We start from the raw sequence: 20,117 nt of genomic DNA, 5'->3' as shown, positions 1-20,117 counted from the left end.
CACCCACCGCGCCGTATTGAACCTCACCGGCTACCACTCTCCGTCACTCGCATCTGATGCGAGAAAAACGCATCGGACGCGAGTCGGACGCGTGTGGTCAGTGGGCGCCGAATCGATCGCTCAGGTACCGCAGGACCCTTCGGCGGGCTGCGTCGTCCAGGTCGCTCAGGGAGTCGATGCACTCCTGCAGGCTGTCCAGCTCGTCGCGGGACTGCTGTGCTGGCAGGCCGACCTGAGCCCGGAACTCCTTGGCGAGTTCGGACACCCAGCCGACCGACCAGCCCGTGTTCTGGGCGAGGCGCCGTACGGAGGTGCCGTCGGTGACGCCCGTCCGTACCGCTTCCGTGGCGGCTTCCTGCGTCATCTTCGCGGGCGGAAACGGGATCGTGGCCGTAGGGGGAGGCATGGGGCGACGGTAGGGGCGTTGCCGACCGTGCCGGGCGGAATGTCGCTCGGATGAGGGCGAGCCGTCCGTTTCATAGGTGGTGGTGTGGGGTGGTCACGGTGGCGCGGTGCAGGTGAGCAGGGAGGGAGCACCGTGCAGCGAGTGCTGTGCTTATGTCCCGGCCTCGTCACAGAGACACTGAGGGCGCCTCTAAGACGCCCGGGGTGGGCACCGTGGACGCATGGAGCAGTGGGATTGGGGAACCGTGCCCACGTGGTTCAGCGCGCTGCTGACCGGTGGGTCGCTGTTACTGGGCTTCTACATCCTCTTGCGGGACCGCAGGAAGGAGGAGCAGGAAGAAGCCCGGAAGCTCGTGTGCCACGCCGAGACATGGGCAACCGACGACGGCACGCAGGTCAGGTTGTGGGCACAGAACACCTCAGACAGACCGTTCTTGTACGTGTGGCCAATGATCTGCACCGTCCACACGCGGCCGGGCGGCGTGTGGACCATGCGCACCCGTGGAGGGCAAACCGACGAACACGCCGTAGCAGACGCAGACGCAGGGCCCCTTATGCCGGGCGAGCGTTTGCTACGAACCTGGCTAGAGCCGGACGAGGAGGAGCTGGTTCGATCGCCTGCCCGCCTCTCCGTCGTCTTTAAGGACTCAGACGGCATCGAGTGGGTGAGAGTTCTCCCTGACCAGCGGCTGGTCCGTACGTCAGTCGCCTTCCGCAAGATGACTGTCATGCGAGCGATTCGTGCTCGGCTCAGGGGCTTGCGGCTGCGTTGACTGCAGCCTGGCCTCACTCGACCTCCAGAGGCTCCGCGGCATCCCGGAGCCCAGGGTCGCACCGTTTCATAGGTGGTCGCTCGTGAAACACCGTGAGCCGGGGTGATCACGCTGCATGGCTCTTGTTTCATGGGTTGTTTCAAATAGCTTAGACGAGTGAAACAGACACATGAAACATTGATCGCGTGAGCGACGACTTCCAGCGCGTTGAAGCGCACGACTGCCCCATGTCCACCTGCGCCGCCCCGGCGGGCTCCCCGTGCCGCACCAGCAAGGGACGGGTGGCGATCCAGTACCACACCGCACGCTTCCGGCTCGTGCCCTCGCTGGCGAAGGCGTTGAGCGTCCCTGTCCCCGCCGTGAGGAAGCCGGGTACGCCCTGGGTGGAGCTGCCGCGCCCGGCCGGGGCCGGCGCCGAACCGGTCGGCCACGTCCGCATCGGCTACGCCCGAGCGTCGACCGCCCGCCAGTCCATGGACTCCCAGCTCGACTCCCTGGCGGCAGCCGGGGTCACCCGAGTGTTCTCGGAGAAGATCTCGACCCGCGCCACCAAGCGCCCGGAGCTGGAGAAGGCGGTCACCCTCGCCCGCGAGATCCGCGCTTCCGGCGTTGGCGTGACGCTGGTCGTGCACGAGCACAAGCGGCTCGGCCGCGGCATCGACCTCGCCACCCTCGCCGAGGAGCTGCGTGCCAGCGACGTTGGTCTGGAGTTTCTCACCGGCGAACTGCAGGGCAGCCACGACCCAGGCGGCGTCGTCTTCACCGTGCTCGCCGCGCTGTCAGGCATGGAGCGCGAGTACATCCGTGACCGGACGCTGGAGGGCCACGAGTCGGCGAGGAAGCGTGGCAAGGCGATCGGCGGTGCGAGCGTCACCGACGACGACATGCTCGGCATGGCGCTGCACCTTCGGGGCCAGGAGCTGAGCCTGCGCGAGATCGCGGCCCGGCTCGTCATCACCAAGGGCGCCCGAAAGGGGCAGCACCCCTCCCCGGCGACCGTCATGCGAATGCTCCGCGAGCACGACGAACGGACGGCCATCACGGAGCCCGTGGCGGCGCTGGAGGCCGCTGAGACCGCCTGAGAGCACCACAGGGCCCCGGAGCCGTCCACGGGCGGTCTCGGGGCCCTTCTGCTTGTGGCACTGTCGCTTCCCCGGCCGCGACGAGCCCCGCTATGGGCCTGCGACGAACAGGCCTTCGGGACCCCGTCAGCGCGCCAGTCTGCGGCGTGCCGTCTCTGCGGCATGGGACGCGGCTTCGATCAGCCCAAGTTCGCCGGCGAGCGTTTCCACAAAGGCATCGACCGCCTCGATCGCGCGGCCCTCCATGGTGTCGGGCTCTGCGAAGTACGCCACGAACTCTCCGGCGCCGATGGTCGCCATGGCGGGCCGACGGGCCTGGTAGTCGGCCCACATCGGTCTGTAGACGGCGCGCACTCGGTCGAGCTCGGTTTCGTCGATCTCCTCGTGCCGGAGGCGGCGGATTGTTTGCTGGCGGGCCTTCCACATGGCGATGTGGTGCTGGACGGAGACCGGCCCGAACGGGCCGGGAACGGCTCGTTCGATCCTCGGCATGCCCGGCTGGACTGGCCAGGGCGAGTACAACTCCGTGAGGACCGCGGTCAGTCTGTCGATGTCGATCCGCCCGGTCCGCTCGCCCTCTTCGAGGACGAGCTGGGCGGCGCGCCGTTGCTTGAGGGTGGCTGAGGGGTGGGCAAGTTGCTCGACGATGGCGCGGACGTTCTGGCTTCGGCGGACGGCGGTCGTCTGGCCGGTGGCGCGCGCATGGGTACGCCAGGCTCGGCGCGCCTGCGGGGTGAGCACGATCGTGTCGTCGATCAGCCACAGGTACAGCACGACGCGGATCAGGGAGCGTTGCGGGATGCGCCCCAGCAGGGAGCGCTCTCGCGCCTCGAGAAGTCTGGTGAACAACTCGCGTTGCTCAGGCGGGAAAATCCGCGGATCGCTGCCGTACGCGCTGGTCTTGCGCGGCTCGGGGTTGGCGAGCATGCCGTCCTCGACCCAGGAGGTCACCATCCTGGGACTGGCTTTCACGCCCAGTGCGAGCGCGTCGGCCACCAGATCGGCCGAAGTTCCCTCGACCCACGTGGTGGCCCGACTCCCGTTCATGGCACCGAACTTACATCGAGATTCGAGACCCGGAAGCTGCATTCAGCGCACGCCAGCCATAAGGCTTGGGGCAAGCAGAAACTGCGCCCCGCACCGTATCCCTGCCAGGAACACGCGGTGCGGGGGCAGCCGACTCATCCCCTGAACGGAGACCGTCATGTCCCACCGTACGCACCGCCCCGCCCCGAAGCGGCGACGCGCCCGCCACCGTCTTGTCCAGGGCCTAGGGCAAGCAGCGTTCTACGCCGCTGCCGCCACGTTGGCCGGCGGGCTGGTCCGCGAGCTCCTCCACCTGGTCCACATGTCCGTCTCCTCGTGCTGACCTGAGCACCAGAGAGATGCCGCGTCCGGCCGAACAGCGGGCCGGGCTGGAAGCAGGGCAACCGTAGGCCAAGTGACAGAAGGGCCGGTCCTGCGGCTAGGGGACCGGCCATTTCTGTAGACAGGCCCAGATCGCCCACTCGGCGCTGTCCTGCATCTCGATGCCGAATCATCGTCACGAAGAAGGACTTCTCAAAGATCACCCCTTTGACGCCCACCGCAGGTGGGAGGGCACACACGACCCCTGGTGGCTGTTCCCAACTCCGGTGGTGGAACGTGGTGTCGCACTGCTCTGCGTATCCTCGCTACAGCGAGTGGCGGCATGACAAACGGCGAGCCCCGCAGCTACACCGAAGCTTTGGTCGGCGCGGTGTAGCAGGGGGCTCACCGGACGGTGCGACCGCTCTCGTGTCCTGGGATGGAACGCGAATTAGATGGGAACTAAGTGGTCACTCCTGAGGACGAAGGTACCTCTTCGTCAAGCTTTACGCGTCATCACGGCAGTCCGCAGCAGGGTGACGACCCCGGTCCTCTTACCTCTTCGTCAAGCTTTACGCGTCATCACGGCAGTCCGCAGCAGGGTGACGACCCCGGTCCTCTTACCTCTTCGTCAAGCTTTACGCGTCATCACGGCAGTCCGCAGCAGGGTGACGACCCCGGTCCTCTTACCTCTTCGTCAAGCTTTACGCGTCATCACGGCAGTCCGCAGCAGGGTGACGACCCCGGTCCTCTTACCTCTTCGTCAAGCTTTACGCGTCATCACGGCAGTCCGCAGCAGGGTGACGACCCCGGTCCTCTGCTGACGGCGCACGCCACCCTCGTGTTCGTCGCCGCGTCGGTCATCGGCTTCGTTGTCGGATGGCTGACGTACGTCAGCGCGGGTACCAACACCGCTGCGGCTGTGCTCGCAGGTCTCATGGCTGGAGGGGTGAGCGCGCCGATACTGCACAGGCTCATCGGCCCCTGAGGCCCTTGTCCCGAGAAGCCCCGGATCGGTTAGGTCCGGGGCTTCACGGTGCCCCGCCAGCGTTCTCTCTTCGCGATGTTGAGCAGCTGCTCGCGCGCAACGCGCGTGCGCGCGTAGGACGGTCCAGAAAGTCCAGAAACCTCGCGCGGCCCCTCAGTTGAACGGATCACCTGCTACATGCTCCGCCCTCTGAACTGGTCCGGCTGCCGGTGCACGGCGGCGGCCGGCTGGTGCTGAGCAGCCTGTATCGCCTGCTGAGTCTGCTGGTGGGCGCGGCGCGCGGTGACCTCCCGGTCGTACAGCTCCGGGTGCTTCTCGGCGATCGTGGCGCGCAGGGCCTTCTCGGCGCGGGCATCGGCGGCCTGGGCTCGGTGACTGGCGGCGTGCTCCCGGAACTCGCCTGCCTTCTGGGTGGCGCGGCCGACGTCGTCGCGGTCTCGCTTGTCCATGTTGTGGCCGCGCCGTTCGGCGACGGAGCGCATCTCCACGAGCCTCTCGGCGACCTTCTCCACGTGGTCGGGCACCGGCGTCCTCACCACACCGAAGCTCTCCGCGAAGCGGCTCTGCTGCACCACGTCCCATGCCTCCCGCAGGGACTGCCGGGCGTCCCTCTTCGCGTCGGCTTCCATCTGGAGGTACGCGGCGCGCTCCCCAGACAGGCGCTGGGTGAGCTCGCGGTACTCCTTCAGCGACGTCCCCGCCAAGCGCAGCGCGATACGGCCCTTGCCCTCGCTCTCTGCGACCTTGGCCAGCTGCCGGGCGCGGTCAGCGGCGTGGCGGGCCGCAGCGAGCTCGGTCTCCAGATGCCCCCGGGCGTCCGCGACATGGGCGTGCGCTTGGTCGAGGACCTCCCTGGCTTCGGCGGCTTCGAGCTGCCCACGGGTGGGCTGGCCGGTGGCCTTCTCGTGGTCGAGCCGCGCGGCGAGTGTCCGGGCCTCGGTCTCCGCTTTGGCGGCGGCGGCCTCGAAGTCGGCGGCGAGCCGGTCGCCCTCGGCGATCAGCTGGTTCAGCTCCTGCGGGGAGACGCGGCCGTAGATGCGCTTCGTCAGGGACGGGACTGCGCGTTCTTCGGCACCGGCTTGGATGCGGGCGAGCAGCTGCTTGGCCTTCTCCTCCGAGCGGCGGGCCTGCTCCTCGCGCTGGGCTTCGTTGTGCGCCTGACGGGAGGACAGGGACACGGACTTGGAGCGGGCCGCCCGTGCCATGTGGGCCTGACGGAGTCTGCGCTCGGACTCGGCACGGGCCTCCTCGGCGGACAGGTCGCGCTGGAGCGGGAGTTGAGCTGCGGCCGGCGGCTCGCGCAGGAGGTCGGAGACCATGCCGTCGGGCCGGGACTGCCCCAGGAAGCGGGCGAACGCGTCGATGGCGCGCTCCAGGCGCTCCTTCTCCGTGCGGGACTCCCCGAGCCGGGCCCGGGTCCGCTCGTCCTCGAGGACCGCCAGCGGCAGCCATAGGTGGTTCTGGCGCCGGGCCCGGGTGATGCCGGGATACGTGGCGAATGCGTTCGCGCCGTGCCCGTACATGAGCGACGTGTTGCACGTCAGGCCCTGGCTCGCGGCGATCGTCATGGCGTAGCCGAGGGACAGTGCCCCGCCGGTGACCTTTTGCGGCGTCAGCCAGCCGGACTCCTCCTGGTAGCCGCCGGGGCTCTTGGCGTCCTTGACCCGCCAGGTGATCTCGACACGGTGGTGCTCGTCCATCGCCGTGACGACGGCCCGGTAGCCGTTGAGCATGTCCGGGCCTTCGCCGCGGCGGCTGCGGTAGTCGTTCTCCCGGACGCGGACGACGTCACCCACGGCGAGGGTGAGGGTGTCGCCGCCGGGCAGCGCATAGGTGTGCTCGGCGCCGAGTTCGCCGGCCTCGCGGCGGATCGCCTGCGCGCCGAGGTTGAGCGCGTCGACGTCGCTGTTGCGGGCGGCGAGCACCACCATGTTGGCGATGAGCTCGTGCGGGTCGGCCCACTGCTGCAGCCGCAGTTCGTCCCACGCCATGAGGATCTGGGAGCGGGCCTCGTCGGCTGTCTCAGCGGGGTGCACGCGCCCGCCGTCGGCGAGCATCCGCAGCGCCAGCTCGTGGTCGCCGGAGCGCCAGACGTCCAGCGCGGCCCGCTCGGCGGCGTCCTCCTGGCGGCGGTTCTCGGTGAGGGTGAGCCCGTGGACCAGGCGGTGGACCTCCTTGAACCAGCCGCCCGGACCGATCGCCTGCAGCTGCAGGTGGTCGCCGATGGCGACGACCTTCGTGCCGGTGCGCGCCGCCTCGGTCATCAGCACGGCCGCGGCGCGGTCGTCGACCATCGTCGCCTCGTCCACGACCAGGACGTCGACGCCGCGCAGCCCGTTGCCGTTCTCGAGCTCGCCGAGCCAGGCCGCCACGGTCTTGGCGGGGATGCCGGACGCGTCGTGCAGCTGCTGGGCGGCGACCGCGGCGAGGGTCGCGCCGGCGTACGTGGTGCCGGTGGCGTCCCAGCCGATCCGACACGCCTCCATGAGCGTCGACTTGCCCGCGCCCGCGACGCCGACGATGGCGTCAATGCCGTGCCCGGCGGTCAGCACCCGGGTCACCGCGGCGGACTGTTCCTCGGACAGCTCGAACCCGACGGCGACCTGGAAGACGTCGATGGCGGCCGCGGCTTGGTCGCCAGTGAGCTGCACCGTGCCGCTGTCGAACCGCTCCAGCGCCTGGACCCGGACGCTCTCCTCGGCATCGAGGATGTCCTGTGTGGTGTAGCGGGCGATGGACGACATGACGGTGGACCCGACAGTGGGCACGCGCACCGCGTAGCCCTCGACCTCCAAGACGTCGTCGCACAGCCGCTCAAGGCTGTCCGGGTCGGCGTCTATCCCGTACTCCAGCGTATTCGCCACGGCCGCCAGGAGCTGCGCGCGGCTGAACGTCTTGTCGTTCGCGGTCAGCCCGGTCTTGGGGTCGAACACGACGGCCGCGATGTCGCCGGGCGGCGGGACGTGGGGTCCGGTGCCGGGCCCGTCGATTCCGGCGCCGCCGTCCGGGCCGGGCGGACCGGGAGCGGCCGCGGCGACCACCGCGTCGACGTCGCCGACAACCGCCTCGGTGCGCTGGCGCCAACTGTCGCGCATCGTGGAGGCGTCGACGTCGACCTTGTCGCGCTTGGTCGCCATCGAGGCGGCCTGCTTCTCCGCCCGGGAGGCATCGGCGCCGGCCTTCTCGTCCACGATCGCGGCCCGGCGGCTGAACGCGTCGCGCAGCTCCTCGGGGACACCCCGCACCTCCCATGCGCCGGTGCGCTCGTTGCGCTCGCGCCGCACGCCGAAGTGCTCGTAGGTGAGGGAGCGGACGCGGGCCTTGAAGTAGGCGTCGGCAGCCGATGCGTGGCGGTACAGGTCCTGGCCCGAGTTGGCGATGGACCGCCACTCGCCGTCCTCGCACCGCGCCATGTTGGGGATCGTGACGTGCAGGTGCAGGTGTGGGTCGCCCGGCTCACCGGCCCGGATCGGGCGGGCGCTCTGGTGCTCGACCGACCAGGCGAGCAGGCCGCCGGTTGCCAGCCGCACCGGCTCTCCGTCCTTGCCGCCGACCGCGTACCCGGCCCACCGCTCCAGCTGGCGGAAGGTGTCGCGCTTGGCCTCGTGGACCAGTCCGCGCAGCTCCTGCTCGTCGAGCGCGTCCATGAGGCCCTGCAGCACGCTGTCGCTCTTGGGGAGGTCCAGGACGAGGTCCCAGCCGCGGACCCGGTCATCGACCCGAAGGTCCTTGTGCTCCCATGCAGTCGCCAGTTCGCTCTCGCCGTAGACGTCGGCGGGGTCGAGGCCGGCCGCGCGCGCCAGCTTGTGGAGCGTGACAACCTGCATCCGGTGGGCCTCCCCGAATCTGCGGACGTTGCGCTGCTGCGCCTCGAACACCCGGAGCTGCTTCGGCTTGCCGTCGAACAGCTCGGCGGCCGGGACGCCCTTCTCCTCCGCTGCCTTCTCGACCGCCTCGACCAGGCGGGCGGTGGTGAGCTGAGCCTTCTCGTGCGCGCGGACCGACGTGCGCGAGGTGACCAGCCGGGCCCCGGTTTCTGGGTGGCAGCCCGCCATGATGCGCCGGGCGGCGGCCTTGCCCTCCTCGTCCAACACCGCGCCCTCGACCAGCCCCAGGGCCTCCAGACCGCTGCCCATCCACACCAGAGCGGCCCCGCCCTCCGGTCGCAGCCGGTAATCGACGGCCAGGTCCCCGGCGTCGTCCAGGACGGCCGTCTTCCCCTCGCTGGCTTCCACGACGGCACATCCGGCCTGCTCCTTGAGCCGGTACTCGACCTGCTCGTCCGCCACGATCTTCGTCAGCCAGGCCACAGCCGCCCCTCCCCCTGCCGCGCACCTTGTGCGCTTGTGCTTCCCCGGCATGCCGGGGTTCCCCGCAGGGGAACCCCCTTTGTCCTCATCAGCTTTTGGATCACACGTACGTGGCCGCGCTCAGCTACTGCACACGTGGCACGCTCAAGGGGACACTCAGCGGGCCGACCGGCCATGTTGCCGGGGATCATGTGGCGTCTCGTATCGGTTACTGAGCCTCGCCTCGAATCTCTTCCGGGCGAGGTCTCGTTCGCACCGTGTCGCGCTCGAGCGAAGCGGTTCTCACCATCAGGTCGTCGACCCGACGGGTCAATTCATTGACATTGGGCAGAACTTCGGCCCATTGCTCAGTGGACATCATGGCTACCTCCGGTGATCCTTGATGCCCGGATGATGTCCCTGGTCACAAGCCCACAACGGCCAAGACCACCGAACGCCTCGCAGGGCGGGAAGCGATCTGTCTGGCTTCCCGCGAGGCGGGCGCCTGAGGCACCACGACGCCCGCCGGCAACGCGAAGACGACTTCCTCGGGACGTCTGGTGCCGGCCTCGACGCCGTCCCTCACGGGGCGGCTCACGTCTGCGTTCTCGCGCATCACCAGCCACGTTCCGTAACTAGTGGAGGCGTGGTCGGCACTACCGAAGGCCCAACCCGATAGGGATTACAGGGAAAATCGCTGACCTGGGGAAACCCTGGCAGGGAAAACGACAGGGTCGTTACAGGGATTACAGGGAAACGAGATTTCCCCTGTAATCCCTGTAACGGCCCTGCGCTCTCTGACAGGAGCAAGGTGCCTGGTCAGCGATTTTCCCTGTAATCCCTGTCGCCTCGCGAACGTCATCCCCGGCCGGCAGGCACGTCTCACACAGGCCGTCACTCTGAGCTACACAGATGGTGTGCGCTGACGTGATGCCTTTCCAGCTTCCGAACCCGGACAAAGTACCCGGCCCCCGTCCCGCGAAACGGATCCTGAACTCAAGCACCGCCGAACCGGATCGCCCTCTGATCGACCTGAGAGGCCCCAATCACCCACGCGGCCGAGCTGATCGAGACGGCACATGACTCTCTCCATCTCCCAGCCGTCGACACCGAGCTGTGAAGGCGGACCTGCCCGCTCGGCGGGAAATCGAGAAGAAAGCTTCCCGTCCTGCGGGTAATCCGACGCTCGCCGCCGTTCCACCCTTGTAAGTCCTGTCAGCCTCAGGAGATCAAGGACCGAGAACCGGGTCGCCAAGTGTTCACGCACCTCGCGCACCCCTCTCTGACACCCGAGATATCCCCTGAGTACAGGAGTATCGATGGACGACCTGGCTGGTCAGCCCGATCCCACGGTGAAGCTACAGCGCATCAACGGCAGCTATAAGCCCAATCGGCTCGCACTCCCCATCGCTGAGGCTGCTGAGCAACTCGGCGTCAGCTACCAGACGCTGTGGCGCGCCATCCGCGAGGGCGAGTTCCCCGGCATCAAGATCCGCGGCCGCATCCTCGTACCCATCAAGGCCATTGAGCTGCTGATGGAGTCCGTCACCAAGTCCGGGCAACTCGTTGACGTGGCCGAGTGGACGGCTGCTTGGCGAGCCGAGACTGCCGTTTCCGAGGTTGCCTGAGATGGCCACCCCGCGAAGGAACTCTGCGCGCCTTGCCGCATCGTCCAAGCCCGTTGCGGCTTCGTTCGACTGGCGAGCGCAGATGGCGGAGAGGGCCGCGCTAACCGCTCCCCGACCCGACAACAACACGGAGCGGCAGACCCCATGCGCCGACCAAGACACCGACCTGTTCTCCCCCACGAGAACGCCACGGCGGGCATGGAGCACGGTCGCCGCCCTGGTCGAGCAGGAGGGACGACGTCCCGCCGAGTCAGGCGTCGAAGTCGTACTCCAGGATGTACGAAGCCGAATCCAGGACCATCTCGTTCACTTCGACGGCCCTACCCCCCTCAGCGAAGGCCGTGCGACAGATCTCGATCACCGGCGTCCCCATGGAGAGGTCGAGCTGTCCAGCCTCGCTCTGTGCAGGCATCCGGCAGCGGATCTCTTCACGGAAGTGGACCGGCTTGTGACCGAGTTCAGCGAGGCGCGCATATGTTCCGCCCGGCCCCGTGTCCTCTTGGAGGATTGCCGATCCCGCAACAAGCTCGGCCGACAGGTATGACCTGGCGAGCAGCACGGGCTTTCCATCCAAGACGAAGCGCCGGCTCCGGACACAAGCATCCGCACCTTGCGGCAGATCGAGCACAGCCGCAACCAGGTCGGGTGCTGGCCGCACTCCGACTTCAAGCTGGTCGACCACCAGCTGCCGATTGTCGACATCGACTGCCCAGATTGACCGTCCCGCGCCCCAGTTCTCTTGCGCGAGACGCTGAATCCCTCTACGCCGGAGGGGTCGGAAAGCACGGACGAAGACGCCAGCCCCCTTGCGGGCCTCCGCGACGCCTTCGCTCCGCAGCACCCCGAGCGCCTGCCGTGCGGTCATGCGGGCCACTTCATAAGTGGCCATGAGGTCATTCTCGCCAGGCAGCCGGTCGCCGGGGGCATAGACCCCGTCCTTGATCGCCCGCTTCAGGTCATCGGCGATCCGCTGGTACTTGGGCTGGCGACTGGCGCCCTGGGTGGCCATCGAGCGATCACTCTCCTTCCTCTCTAGACAGCGTACGGGTGATGCCCGTCTGCGCACATCAAGGGATCGCTCACCCCTCACGGGATGCGAACCAGAAGCCGTTGACATCTCTAGAGATGCCAGCTTCACTAGGAAACGTCTCTAGAGATGTCAAACCAAAGATTGGTGTCTCGGAGAGCTCCCTTGCCATGGGAAAGCCCCGGTGAATGCGAGATCACACGGTGCCGCCAGCACCTACCGATCCCTCACCAGGGCCCCACATCACCCCCTGAGCACGCAGGAGGATCGATGCACGACCAGGTTAGTAAACAGGCCGCCCCCGTCGTAAAGCTGCAGCGGGCCGGCCGCGAGCGTCACCCCGGCGCCAAACTCGCCGTGACTATCGCCGAAGCCGCCGACCAGCTCAGCGTGAGCTACCAGACCCTGTGGCGCGCCATCCGTGACGGCGAGTTCCCCGGGATCAAGATCCGGGGTCGCATCCTCGTCCCGATCAAGGCCATCGAGCTGCTGCTGGAATCCGTCACGACGTCCGGGCAGTTGGTCGACGTGGCCGATTGGACGGCTACTTGGCAGGCCGAGGCCACCGTCGCGGAGGTGGTCTGAATGGCGACCCGGCGCCGTACCTCCGAGCGCTTGGCCGCGTCGTCGAAGCCCATCGCGGCTCCGTCCGACTGGCGAGCGCAGATGGCAGCGAGGGCCGCGCAGACCGCTCCTCGTCTCGACATCAGCATCGAGCAGCGGGCCGCGTGCGCTGGCGAAGACACCACTCTGTTCTTCCCGCACGAGACCGATGTGGCGGCCGTGGAGCACGCCAAGGCCATGTGCACGCGCTGCCCCGTCATTGGGGACTGCCTGATGCAGGCGCTGCGTAACCGCGACGAGTTCGCGATCCTCGGCGGCACCACCCCCGCCGAACGGCGCCTGATCCGCCGTCGGCTCGCCGAGCGCTCGCGTGGGACGGGGGTTGCGGCATGACCCCGACGCAGTTTCGCCGGGAGCACGGCGACCCCGCGACCTGGAGCCCCGAGGAGTTTGAGGGATACCTCGAAGCCTGCGACGAGGTGGAGGCCGAACTGAACGCGGCCACCCTCGTGCTGGTGTGGAGCGAGCCGCTGCCCAGGCGGAGCGCTGTCCTGGGACCGGGGGAGCGGCGGTGAGCATGACCGAACGTAGCCCGCTGGGCACCACCGAAGTCTTCGAGGCCGCGGCATTCCGCGTGAGCCGCGTCGTGCGCCGCCTGCTCGCCGAACACCCTGGACTTCCCCTGAAGGAGATCCGCCCCAGCGCGCGAGCCGATGGCTTCGGCGGCACCCGCAGCGCCCAGGTCGAGCTCGACCCCCGTGAGGTGGACGGAGTGCGCGCGTGGGCTGAAGCCCTTGGCGCCGAGGTACAGGTGAAGTTCTACGACACCACTGCTGGTTGCCCTGCCTTCGAGAGCCACAAGGCCACGGTCGAGGTCGACGGCGTCGAGGTGGAGATCGCATGCACCCGCAGCCTGTCGGACGACGAGGCACAGACGTGGCGCACCGGCCAGGACCTGGCGAACGCCGGGGAACCCGGGGGCCAGTCGGGAGGTGCCCGGTGAGCGTCACCGAGTTGCACCCTGATCAGTCCGGCGGGTCGTACGCCGAAGGCCTGGCTCGTGCCGAGCAGCTGCAAGCCGAGGCCGAGGCCCAGCGCATCAAGAACGAGGGTGAGCGAGTCCGCCAGGAGCTGGCGAACGAGCGCGCCCGGGCCAAGGCGCAGAAGGACATCCAGCGCGACCTCGACGACGCGGCCGAGGAACGCCGGCGCCGCGAGGAGACCCGCAGGGAGGAGGCCGCCGCCAAGGCCAAGGCCGAGAAGTCGGCCGCGACCTGGCGGAAGGCCGCGAAGACCATCGCGATCGTGTGCGTCGTCGTCAGCCTGCCGATGCAGGTCATGGCGTTCTGGGACCCGCACGCCTGGTTCCTCGTCGCCGCGCCCTTCGTCCTGGAGGGCGTCGCCTGGGCGCTGCTGTGCGGGGCGCAGGCCGCCATCGACGAGGGCCGCCCGTCCTGGCACTACCGGCTCGGGGCCCTGGTCCAGGCGCTCATCGCCGCCGGCATCAACTTGGCGCACGGCAGTGCCGAGTACGGCATCGCCACCGGAATCGGCGGCGCGCTGTGCTCCGTCATCGGTCCCGCGATCTGGGACCTGCACGAACACGGCCGGATCACCAAGCGCGAGGGCCGCACCCCCCGCTCCGTCCGCCGTGCCGAGCGCCGTACGGCCCGTGCCGAGCTGCTGCGCCTGGACGCGGTCAACGCCGCCCGGGCCGCCGGGGACCCGGCCGCGTGGGAGCGGGCGATCGACCTCGCGACCGCGCTGGGCGAGGTCCGCCCCGGGCGCCGCCGGAGCCCGTTCGGACTGCGACGACCGGAGGGGCCGGAGGTCATCCCGAGCGAGAAGACCTACGCCCGCGCGTGCCTGGAAATCCACGGCGCGGAGCCCGGCTCGACGGCCGACCGGATCGCCCACATGCGGGCCGCCAAGCGCGCCGTCCGCCTCGCCCAGAACGGCCCCCTGGACGCCCCCGAGAAGGACGCAAAACCGCAGGTCGATTCCCAAACGCCCCCCGCCGCCGACGAGCCGTCCACGGCCCGCGTGCAGGCGTCGAAGAAGCCCGGCGAAGACGGCCGCAAGCGCAACGGCGGAACCCCGCCCCGACGCCGCCCCGGCACGGTCAAGTACCACCCCGCCGCCCGCCGCCAGATGGCCGTGACCGCCTCCCGCCCCACCGACTGACACCGCCCCGCGAAGGAGAACACAACCATGGCCCGCACCATCCGCACCCTCGCCCTGACCGGTACCGCCGCGGCCGCCCTCCTGGGCACCGCCGGGACCGTCCACGCCGACACCCCGGAGAAGGCCACCACCGTCGTCCAGGCCGCCGTCGACCGCGCGGCCGGCGCCCCGGTCACCCTCCCGTCCGGCAAGACCGTCCACATCCGCGGCCTGGACACCGCCGCCTACCGCGCCGACGCCGGACACCGCACCACCATCGTCCAGCTCGCCGCAGGCGGCGTCGGCTCCCCGATCCAGCAGCAGCCCGGCTACAACCCGCAGCAGGTCCATACCCAGGCCGGAGACGGCGCCGCGCTCGGCACCGGCGCCGTGCTCGCCCTGGTCCTCGGCATCGTCCTGTTCTTCGGAATCAAGGGCGGCAAGGTCTCCAAGGGCTGGGCCTTCACGTCCATGGCCCTCGGGATCGTCCTCGCCGGAACGTTCGTCGGCCCGCTCGTCACCCAGCTCGGCGGCACCGGCGTGACCGCCTTCGGGAACATCTTCGGCGGCCTGTAGCCCCGGACTGACCACCGAACTCCAGTGATACGGCTCGCACGAGTGCGAGGAATCGCACCCGTGCGAGCCGTGAGACCCGTCGCACTTCAACCCTCGGAGGACACCATGGCCCTTGAGGTCAGCAGCACCCCGCCGGTCAACGACGGCGGCATCGTCGACGCGGAGGAAGTCGGCCGCCTGGAGCAGCTCCGCGGCGTGGCCAAGGCCCGCGCGGCGCAGGCCGGTGTCGTGCTGGAGCGGCAGCGCGCCAACGTCGCCCGGCGTCTGGGCGAGTGGTTCACCACCGCCGACGTCACCGACGAGCACCTCGCCCGCGAGATCGAACATAAGCGCCGCCAGGCCCAGGACCAGGGACAGCGGGAACTCAAGGGCCGCATCAACGTCCTGCGCTCCCAGCTCCGTACCTCCGAGGGAGACACGGCGACCGGCATCGCCATGCAGCTCGCCGGACTTGAGGCCCAGCTCCAACTCCGCCAGGGAGAGGAAGCCGACCGGATGAAGGTCGCGGGCAAGGACCTCATCCGAGCCCGCTGGACCAAGAAGGCCAGCCGCGCCGGCGCCGTGGCGCTCGGAGCCGTCGCGTACCTCAACGGCGTCGCCGTCGAGCCGCTGCTCGCCCTCGCCTCCCTCGGGGCCGCCCCCGTCTCCTGGTGGTACCTGGGCCGCGACTTCGCCGCCGACGAAACGCCCGCGGCCGCCGTCGTCGTCCCCGGCCAGGCCACCAGCCCCGAAGCCGCCGACCCCACCGCGCCGTTCGTACCGGACACGCTCGCCGCCATGGGCCGCGTCAGCCTCATCAAGCCCGAGTCCGGCCGCGTCCAGGGCGAGAAGGACCTCGTCACCGCGCTCATCAAGGCACGGATCATCACCGAGGCCCAGCGGGATGAGACCCACCTCGCCGGAGTCATCCAGCCGTCCGGGCCCGGCTGGACCGCCACCGTCGAACTCCCCCGGGGCGTCAAAGCATCAGCCGCCGTCAGCCGGGTCGAAGAGCTCGCGTCCGCGCTGCGCATCAAGAAGTCCCGCATCGAGATCGCCGCCGACACCAGCAACGACGGCCACGACGGCCGGTTCGTACTCTGGGTCGCCAACGAGGACAACCCCTACGGCAGCCACAAGACCCCGTCCCGGCTCATCGAGATGGAGCGCTGGGACTTCTGGAACCACGGCGTCCCGCTCGGCGCCGACGCCCGCAACACCCGCCACGAGATGCACCTGCTGTGGTCTTCGCTGCTGATCGGCGGCCTCATGGGCTACGGCAAGAGCTACATGGCCCGCCTGGTCGCCGCCGCCGCGGCGCTGGACCCGACCGTCCGCATCATCGTTGTCACCGGCAAGACCGGCCCGGACTGGGCCCCGCTGCGGCACGTCGCCCACCAGTGGATCGCCGGGGCGACGCCCGACATCATCCGCCGTGTCCTCCGGGTGATGGAGCGGACCATCGGCGAGATGCAGGACCGGGGCACCGAGCTGGACCGCCTCTACGAGGAGGACCCGGACACCGTCCCCGAGGGGAAGATCACCCTGGACCTAGCGAAGAAGGGCATGGGCCCGGTGCTCCTGGTCGTCGACGAGCTCCAGGAGCTCCTGGACGGCGCCGCGCTGGTCCAGGTCGCCATCGAGGACGAGCCCGAGGGCGGTGGCCGGCCCAAGTCCCGCTCCGGCCGCGACCTCATGGTGGAGGCCTTCGCCCGCTACGTACGTGTCACCCGGTTCGTCGGCGGCATGGGCGTCTTCATCACCCAGCGCCCGGACGCCGACTCGGTCCCGACCAAACTCCGCGAGGTCTGCGCCAAGCGCGCCAGCTACCGGGTCAAGGGCGACAACAGCGCCAAGATGGTCCTCGGTGACGACGCGGTGGCCAACGGCGCCGCCCCGCACCTGCTCACCGAGGCGTCCAAGGGCGTCGTCGTCCTGGACCAGGGCGGCGAGCAGGGCCACGTCACCCTCAAGGCCGACGTCATCGACCTCCCTGACTTCCGGGAGATCTGCCTGCGCGGCCGCCAGCTCCGCACCGACGCGGGCACCCTGACCGGCGATGCGGTCGAGTACGGCAAGGAGGACGCGGCCGCGGCCGCCGTCGCGCAGCTGCTCGAGGACTGCGTCGCCGTCCTCGACCAGGCTGGATTCGACCGGGCCCGCACCGAGGTCCTCCTCAAGCTCCTCGTCGACCACCGCCCCGCCCCTTACGGGGAGATGACCACCGCTCAGCTCCAGGCAAGGCTCCGCGACGCGGGCGCCGGCCGCACGCAGAAGCTCGGGCCGTGGGACGGCATGGCCAACCCCAACGGCTACCTCCGCGACCAGCTCACCGCCGCCCAGACCGATAAATAGGGCCATACCAACCCAGTCGGCATCCCGGTCACCCCCCGGTCGCCGCCCATATTGCACCGGTTTGTCCTACGGTCGCGCGGACCCCCGACCCGGGCGGCAGACCACCCAGACCGCCCGCGCGACCACCCGGCAAACCAGGACAAACGCACCGCCCACCGGGGGCCACCACCCCTCAAACCGCCCCTCGAACCCTCACAGACCGACCAGCAGGAGGACCGATGCCGCAGAGGACCGGCAGCCGCTACCGCACCGCTGGCGGCCGCACCGTCACCGCCGTTCTCGACCTCCCGCTCCTGCACAACGGCCACCAGTGCGACGACTGCTGGCACACGCACTCCGAGATCGGAGACCCCGAGGGAATCGACGAGAAGGCCCGCGCCCACGCCGCCGCGTGCACCTGGACCGGTGCCACCCGCCGCCCGACGTACTGGGGCCTGTAGCCCAACTCCCCAGGGGCGCTCCCTCCGCCTGGACAGCACGGAAGCGCCCCGCCCGCCCAACCACCGGCACTACCAACCAGGAGGACCCGTCATGGCCAGGGACGTCTACCAGCGCACCGCCAGCGACGCCAAGCGCGCCGGCCGCGAGCTGAAGAAGGGCGACCGCTTCTACGTCGTGCGCAGCGTCGCGACCAACGTCGCCCCGTACGAGGACGACCGCCTCTACAGCGAGTTCACCGTCACCGGCCAGCACCCGCTACTCGGTGGCGCGATGGTCGGCGGCATCTCCGTCGAAGGCATCTGCCTGCGCGAGGGCCCTATCCACCTCCAGCGCCCGACCGGCATCCGAAACATCGCCACCCCCGGCCCGCAGGTCGCAGGCCCCCTCCCCGCAGGCGAGGAGTTCGACCGCCCGCTGGACGCCGACGAGATTGCCCACCTGGAGAAGCTCGCCGACGAGGCCCGCCAGGCCCGGACGAAGCGCAAGTCCAACTGGTGGTGACCTAACCGCTGCCCGATCCGCCCGTCCCGTACGAGCGGTGAGGGGAGCCGGTCAGACCAACCGACTCCGGAAGGAGAACCCGAGATGGCCACCAAGGAAGAGCTCATCGCCAAGGCCGCCGACCTGGTCAACGAGTACGCGGAGAACGGCATGGCCGGTGACCCGCACAAGGTCTGCGACGCGATGAAGGCAGTGCTCGATGCGGGCGGCACCCACGAGGACATCGCCGCCTACAACCGGGCCCGCCGCCGCGAGACCCAGCACCAGTAGCAAGACCGGGGCGCTCCCTCCGCCTGGACAGCACGGGAGCGCCCCACCCGCCCACCTACCGGCACCGAGACCGAAGGAAGGCACCACGAGATGACCACGACCACGACGGCCAGAGCAAGCCGGGAACCGGCCACCGACAACCTGGGGTTGTCGATCGACGCGGACGCACTGGTCGTCGAGATCGAGCGCTACCTCGCCGCTCGCGTCCGTACGACCGCGCACCCGCTGGTCACCAAGACGACCAACGAGCTGGTCGCCGAAGCGCTCGCCCAGCTCGACACCGCCCCGCCGCCCCAGGGCGAGCAGGCACCGCGGTTGCGACCCCCGGCGCGCATCCTGCGCCGCCTGCCGGACTGGGCGCTCTCGCTCCCGCTGATGCGGGCCTGGCACGGAGGCGGCCGCATCATCCCCGCTGCGGAGAACCTGGAGCTGGTCGCGCTGCTCATCGAGCGGCACGGCTGGAGCCAGGGCACCCAGCGGGACGAGAAGGGTCGGCGCTGCATCATCGGCGCCCAGTACGCCCTCCACCGCCTCGGCTACGGCGACGTCCACACGCTCCGCGAGGCCTCCGCCCACCTGCAGGACGCCCTTGGACCCGAGGCCGGCTCCTACGTGGTCTGGAACGACCAGCCGGCCCGCACCCGCGACCAGGTCCTGCAGTTCGTACGCACCGCCGCCGCCAACGCACGGAAGGCAGGCCACTGATGGGCATCAACGTCAGTCACGGCTCCGACCTCTACGGCCAGGAACGGCGCTCAGCCACCACCATTCACAACCTCGGCAAGCACCTCGCCCACGTCCTGCCTGCCAGCGGCTGGGCCGCCATCCGTGCCCTGTTCGACGGCTCCGTCCGCACACCGGTCTCCATCGAGCCCACCCGAGCCCGAGTCATCGCCGCCGTCCTCCGCCGTGGTGCCTCCGAGTGGCGCATGCCCGCGACCGGGAACAGGGGGCGAACCTCTTCGCCGACGCCGCAGACCACGCCGCCGACGCGAACGATCCCTAGGCCTGGAGGTAACTGCGGCCTCACAAGTCCAGCCCTGCACGTAAGACGCGGGGAGAAACCGCTCACCTCCCACAGCGACGGCCTCGCCCCGCAGCACCCCTTTCCCACTGAGCGATGCGAAGGAGTACCTACATCATGTCCGTGCGCAACGAGCTCTGGACGCCCACCATGCTCACCCTCATCGATGAGGAGCACGATCACCGCAGCGCCTCAGACGGCCATTCGCGCTACGGCGCGTACCTCGGGCAGCGTCTCAACCGGTTCCACGAGTACGACCGGCCGGACCAGCCGCTGCCCGTCAACGAGTTCGCTGCCGCGGCCTGGGGAGTCGCGACCTCGCCGGTGATGTCGCCCGGCTACGTCGAGATCCGCCCCGACCTTCGTGGCATCACCCCAACGTTCGCGGAGGATGGCGACGGCAGTCTCCTTATCGACGTACACGTCCCGCTGTACCGCCAGGCGCTGCGTGCGAATCGCGACGTCCCATCCGGCTTGCAGGACTGGAGCGCCGAGCGCCACTGCCTCTCCTCGTACGCGACCTTCTACGAGCCGAGCTCGGAGCGGCCGGCCCTGCTCACCACCACGGTCGTATGCCTGGTAGTGGATGGCAGCTGGGGCCTTGCTCCGCAGGAGCACACCCGCGGTCACGACCTGGTCGCCGACGCCAAACGCACCGTCGCCGCGCTGCGAGGCAAGTCTTGATTCCCATCCGCACCGGCTGGC

The 20,117-nt window shown here is 69.5% G+C and carries 20 protein-coding genes; 16 read left to right on the top strand and 4 right to left on the bottom strand.

Features of this window, described 5'->3' with window-relative positions; genetic code table 11:
- Positions 1 to 97: 97 nt before the first annotated feature.
- Positions 98 to 406, bottom strand: a complete 309-nt coding sequence (locus HW130_RS17345; protein ID WP_177150501.1) for a hypothetical protein — start codon at positions 404 to 406, stop codon at positions 98 to 100.
- Between the two features lie 220 nt (positions 407 to 626).
- Between HW130_RS17345 and HW130_RS17340 the strand changes: the two genes are divergently transcribed.
- A complete protein-coding gene (locus tag HW130_RS17340) occupies positions 627 to 1,178 on the top strand; it encodes a hypothetical protein (protein ID WP_177150500.1) in 552 nt (183 codons plus the stop codon).
- Between the two features lie 185 nt (positions 1,179 to 1,363).
- On the top strand, positions 1,364 to 2,260 hold the full coding sequence (locus tag HW130_RS17335; protein WP_309140462.1) for a recombinase family protein: 897 nt from the start codon (positions 1,364 to 1,366) through the stop codon (positions 2,258 to 2,260).
- 126 nt (positions 2,261 to 2,386) lie between these two features.
- Here HW130_RS17335 and HW130_RS17330 read toward each other — a convergent pair whose 3' ends face one another.
- Complete coding sequence (locus HW130_RS17330; protein WP_177150499.1) at positions 2,387 to 3,256, bottom strand: hypothetical protein; 870 nt, start codon at positions 3,254 to 3,256, stop codon at positions 2,387 to 2,389.
- A 208-nt stretch (positions 3,257 to 3,464) separates the two neighbouring features.
- Between HW130_RS17330 and HW130_RS17325 the strand changes: the two genes are divergently transcribed.
- Positions 3,465 to 3,629, top strand: coding sequence for a hypothetical protein (locus tag HW130_RS17325; protein WP_177150498.1), 165 nt, complete (start codon positions 3,465 to 3,467; stop codon positions 3,627 to 3,629).
- A gap of 1,139 nt (positions 3,630 to 4,768) precedes the next feature.
- Here HW130_RS17325 and mobF read toward each other — a convergent pair.
- Positions 4,769 to 8,905 (bottom strand): MobF family relaxase, encoded by a 4,137-nt coding sequence (gene mobF, locus HW130_RS17320; protein WP_177150497.1) that lies wholly within the window; start codon positions 8,903 to 8,905, stop codon positions 4,769 to 4,771.
- A gap of 1,298 nt (positions 8,906 to 10,203) precedes the next feature.
- Here mobF and HW130_RS17315 point away from each other — a divergent pair.
- The gene (locus tag HW130_RS17315; protein ID WP_177150496.1) at positions 10,204 to 10,512 is read left to right on the top strand and encodes a helix-turn-helix domain-containing protein; all 309 of its coding nucleotides are present in this window, start codon (positions 10,204 to 10,206) and stop codon (positions 10,510 to 10,512) included.
- Between the two features lie 250 nt (positions 10,513 to 10,762).
- On the opposite strand, the gene HW130_RS17310 is transcribed toward HW130_RS17315, so the two are convergent.
- The gene (locus HW130_RS17310) at positions 10,763 to 11,521 is read right to left on the bottom strand and encodes a GntR family transcriptional regulator (RefSeq protein WP_177150495.1); all 759 of its coding nucleotides are present in this window, start codon (positions 11,519 to 11,521) and stop codon (positions 10,763 to 10,765) included.
- 288 nt (positions 11,522 to 11,809) lie between these two features.
- Here HW130_RS17310 and HW130_RS17305 point away from each other — a divergent pair, with 288 nt between their 5' ends.
- The 12 genes from HW130_RS17305 (at position 11,810) to HW130_RS17250 (ending at position 20,096) form a co-directional block, all read left to right on the top strand.
- Positions 11,810 to 12,124 (top strand): helix-turn-helix domain-containing protein, encoded by a 315-nt coding sequence (locus HW130_RS17305; protein WP_177150494.1) that lies wholly within the window; start codon positions 11,810 to 11,812, stop codon positions 12,122 to 12,124.
- Positions 12,125 to 12,496: a WhiB family transcriptional regulator gene (locus HW130_RS17300; protein WP_256356142.1), complete on the top strand. Its 372-nt coding sequence runs from the start codon at positions 12,125 to 12,127 to the stop codon at positions 12,494 to 12,496.
- On the top strand, positions 12,493 to 12,678 hold the full coding sequence (locus HW130_RS17295) for a hypothetical protein (RefSeq protein WP_177150493.1): 186 nt from the start codon (positions 12,493 to 12,495) through the stop codon (positions 12,676 to 12,678). The genes HW130_RS17300 and HW130_RS17295 overlap by 4 nt, the downstream gene beginning before the upstream one ends.
- Positions 12,675 to 13,106, top strand: coding sequence for a hypothetical protein (locus HW130_RS17290; protein ID WP_177150492.1), 432 nt, complete (start codon positions 12,675 to 12,677; stop codon positions 13,104 to 13,106). Before HW130_RS17295 ends, HW130_RS17290 begins: the two co-directional genes overlap by 4 nt.
- A complete protein-coding gene (locus HW130_RS17285) occupies positions 13,103 to 14,287 on the top strand; it encodes a hypothetical protein (protein WP_177150491.1) in 1,185 nt (394 codons plus the stop codon). Before HW130_RS17290 ends, HW130_RS17285 begins: the two co-directional genes overlap by 4 nt.
- Before the next feature lie 27 nt (positions 14,288 to 14,314).
- Positions 14,315 to 14,842, top strand: a complete 528-nt coding sequence (locus HW130_RS17280; RefSeq protein WP_177150490.1) for a hypothetical protein — start codon at positions 14,315 to 14,317, stop codon at positions 14,840 to 14,842.
- 105 nt (positions 14,843 to 14,947) lie between these two features.
- Complete coding sequence (locus HW130_RS17275; protein WP_177150489.1) at positions 14,948 to 17,176, top strand: hypothetical protein; 2,229 nt, start codon at positions 14,948 to 14,950, stop codon at positions 17,174 to 17,176.
- Positions 17,177 to 17,394: 218 nt separating this feature from the next.
- Complete coding sequence (locus tag HW130_RS17270; RefSeq protein WP_177150488.1) at positions 17,395 to 17,616, top strand: hypothetical protein; 222 nt, start codon at positions 17,395 to 17,397, stop codon at positions 17,614 to 17,616.
- Between the two features lie 91 nt (positions 17,617 to 17,707).
- Positions 17,708 to 18,118, top strand: a complete 411-nt coding sequence (locus HW130_RS17265; protein ID WP_177150487.1) for a hypothetical protein — start codon at positions 17,708 to 17,710, stop codon at positions 18,116 to 18,118.
- A gap of 84 nt (positions 18,119 to 18,202) precedes the next feature.
- On the top strand, positions 18,203 to 18,388 hold the full coding sequence (locus HW130_RS17260; protein ID WP_177150486.1) for a hypothetical protein: 186 nt from the start codon (positions 18,203 to 18,205) through the stop codon (positions 18,386 to 18,388).
- A 90-nt stretch (positions 18,389 to 18,478) separates the two neighbouring features.
- Positions 18,479 to 19,093, top strand: coding sequence for a hypothetical protein (locus tag HW130_RS17255; RefSeq protein WP_256356141.1), 615 nt, complete (start codon positions 18,479 to 18,481; stop codon positions 19,091 to 19,093).
- 436 nt (positions 19,094 to 19,529) lie between these two features.
- Complete coding sequence (locus HW130_RS17250; protein WP_177150485.1) at positions 19,530 to 20,096, top strand: hypothetical protein; 567 nt, start codon at positions 19,530 to 19,532, stop codon at positions 20,094 to 20,096.
- Positions 20,097 to 20,117 lie beyond the last annotated feature (21 nt).

The organism is Streptomyces sp. PKU-EA00015 (assembly GCF_013387495.1).
Classification (GTDB): Bacteria; Actinomycetota; Actinomycetes; order Streptomycetales; family Streptomycetaceae; genus Streptomyces.
Note: the sequence above shows the minus strand (reverse complement) of the source record. Positions and strands in the feature narration are given on the sequence as shown.